Origin of the sequence: Bartonella phoceensis (assembly GCF_902825145.1) — a bacterium.
GTDB classification, from domain to species: domain Bacteria; phylum Pseudomonadota; class Alphaproteobacteria; order Rhizobiales; family Rhizobiaceae; genus Bartonella; species Bartonella phoceensis.
Genome location: NZ_CADEAD010000024.1, coordinates 1 through 2,613, shown reverse-complemented (window position 1 = coordinate 2,613; position 2,613 = coordinate 1). Strand labels below are relative to the sequence as shown.

General features: G+C 37.0%; 1 pseudogene. It reads left to right on the top strand.

Annotated features, from left to right (window positions below):
• Positions 1-686 precede the first annotated feature (686 nt).
• A pseudogene (locus J7R07_RS07900) lies at positions 687-2,613 on the top strand (autotransporter outer membrane beta-barrel domain-containing protein); the annotation flags it as partial.

Below are 2,613 nucleotides of genomic sequence, written 5' to 3'. Positions count from 1 at the left end.
GATTGGGTTTTAATGCTCGATTGTCTCAAAATTTTGCGCTTCATGGTGATCTTGTTTATCAACACAAGCTGACTAAAGCTGGTTTTTCTGGAACGAGTTTCTCTGGGGGAGTCCGTTATCAGTTTTAAAGATAAGGTGGAGTACACACCTTTATATGAAAGGGCAGCACGTTGTGCTGCCCTTTTTATTTTATAACAGCTGTGTTGATTTATCAAAAGATCTTTATCTTTTTAATATGAATGAAAGAAATCATACTATTTTTCTTTTTGTTTTGCGTGTGAAAACATCTATTGCTTTTATATTAAAGTGAATTTTCTTAAATTTTTTGATGATAAGAGTGCGGATACAGTAATTGATTGTATCTCTATCGTATGCTTGTAAAAGCTCAGTTTTCTAGAATTTGTTATTCTTTATCAAAACCATTACGTGTATATTATAAAAAATACACGCAATGGTTTTATTTTTACTTTACATAAAATTCGCAATGTATTACACTCGTATAAAGTGTAATTATTATTTTTTCTCCTTTAGGTAGATTTTTGCATTGTAAGTAGGCTTTCTGCCGAGTTTGTTCGGGTGTTTCGTTGCATCAGTCAAATGAGCAGTAAAGGGGGGGATTTTGGTTTCATATTTGAGCGTTTTGACAAGCGCTTTTTATTTTTAACTGGAGAAAACTGGAGGGAATTATGACTAAAGTCCTCAGAAATCATATATATTTATATAGTTTTATAACTGCTATTTTTTCTTTGTTCCAAAGTGGAAGAGCGATTTGTGCAAATACAGAGGAGGGAGGAAAACACTATAATATCAGTGTTATTCCGTTCAGTGAGGAATATAATATTGGTGACTATACGGTGCATATTCAACATACGACTCCTTTGCGTGGAAATAATTACAGTATGTTGAGCGGAGAGAGTGGAGAAAGTGGAGAGAGTGACAGAAAGAGAGTCAGATATGCCTATACCCAAGATGGAAACTCTCAAAAGCTTATATTGTATGATGATGAGGCAGGCTATTTGTGTGATGATTGCGGGGAGGATACAATTAAAGACCGATCTTACTATAAGAGTGCTTACACACCTTCTACTTCTGTTGCGATGACTATAAAAAAGGAATCTTCGAAAGTGCAAGGGGAAAAGATAGTTATTGGCAGTAAAGTTCTAGATAAACCTTATATACGTGGTGTGTCTATATCGGAGGGAGGAGAGGTTTTTTTGACCGATTTGACTCTCAAGGATACATCCGTAGCTCTTCATGCGAGTAAGGGAAGAGTTGAGGTAAGCAATGGAACTATTAGTGAAAGTCAAATGGCTGTTCAGGGAATAGGGATGTCTACTTATATTATTTTAAACAATGTAGATATTAAAACAAATGGCGGGAAGGCAAGCTTTTATAATTTTGGCGGTGCAGAAAGCAATATAAAGGGAGGATCAGTTGATTTCAGCGACAGTCATGGAGTTAGTTCTACACTGAATGGGAAGGTCAATTTCGAGAATGTTACTATTACTGGGAGAGGCAGCAGAGAGAAAAATCATGCAGTTTTTCTTATGGATTTAGGTGGCTCTGTTTCTTTTAAGGGAATGATTGATGCTACTAATGTCCATGGCATATTATCAGAAAATACAATTGATATTGCTAATTCCATTCCGGTGTATGGAAATTTATCAGAACGTGAACGTATGACAGAGGTTAATATCACGTCTTCTACTGTTACAGTGAAGGGTAATGAATCTTATGGCATATATTTTAAGGGAGAAAAACCATTAGCAGAAGACAATCTTCAAGAAGGGGATTCATCAGAAAAGAAACCAACTTCACGCAGATTGGAAGCTATTAATTTGAGACAAACAGTGTTTTCTGTTCCAAACAGTGTGGCTATTTACAGTACAGATAGGACTTATGGTGTCGTTAATGTGATGAAAGGCACTCTTTCAGGAAGCGCATTGTTAAAAGTTGAAAAGGGTGCTTTGGTGAAAGTTTTAGCAGATGCTTCTACTCTTGAAGGGGCTAGCCATGTTGATAAGAATTCTACTGCTGCACTGTATTTGGGTAATAATGCGAAGTGGGTTTTACGACAAAGTGGGGTTGAACTTGGTTCTCAAGGTACTTCATCTGTTTCATCTGTAAGCCTTATAGATGATAGTTCCATCGTGTTTGAAAAATTGAACTCCTCTAGGGGTAGCGCTTACCAAACACTTCGCATTGGAACAGGAAAAGGGGAAGTTTATAAAGCACAGAATGGTGCGCATATTCATCTTAATATATATTTGAATGAGGGAGGAAGCATTGAAAATCAAAAAACCGATCGGCTTTTGATCGATGGCGATGTGTCTGGAACAACAAAAGTACATGTGCATAGTGTTTCGGAAAGTTCAGGCGGATATACGGGGAATGGCGGCAATGAGCAGGGAATTTCCATTGTTCAGGTTTCTGGAAAAGCAGAAAAAGATTCTTTCCAATTGGATGGTGGTTATGTTGCGTTGGGAAATACACCTTATCAATATATACTCCGTGCTTATGGTTCAGGATCTGATTTAGGAGAAGCAAGTTCTGCTCAAAGATTGGTTGCAGGTCATGGAAGTTTTTGGGATTTCCGTCTCGAGAGTAAATATA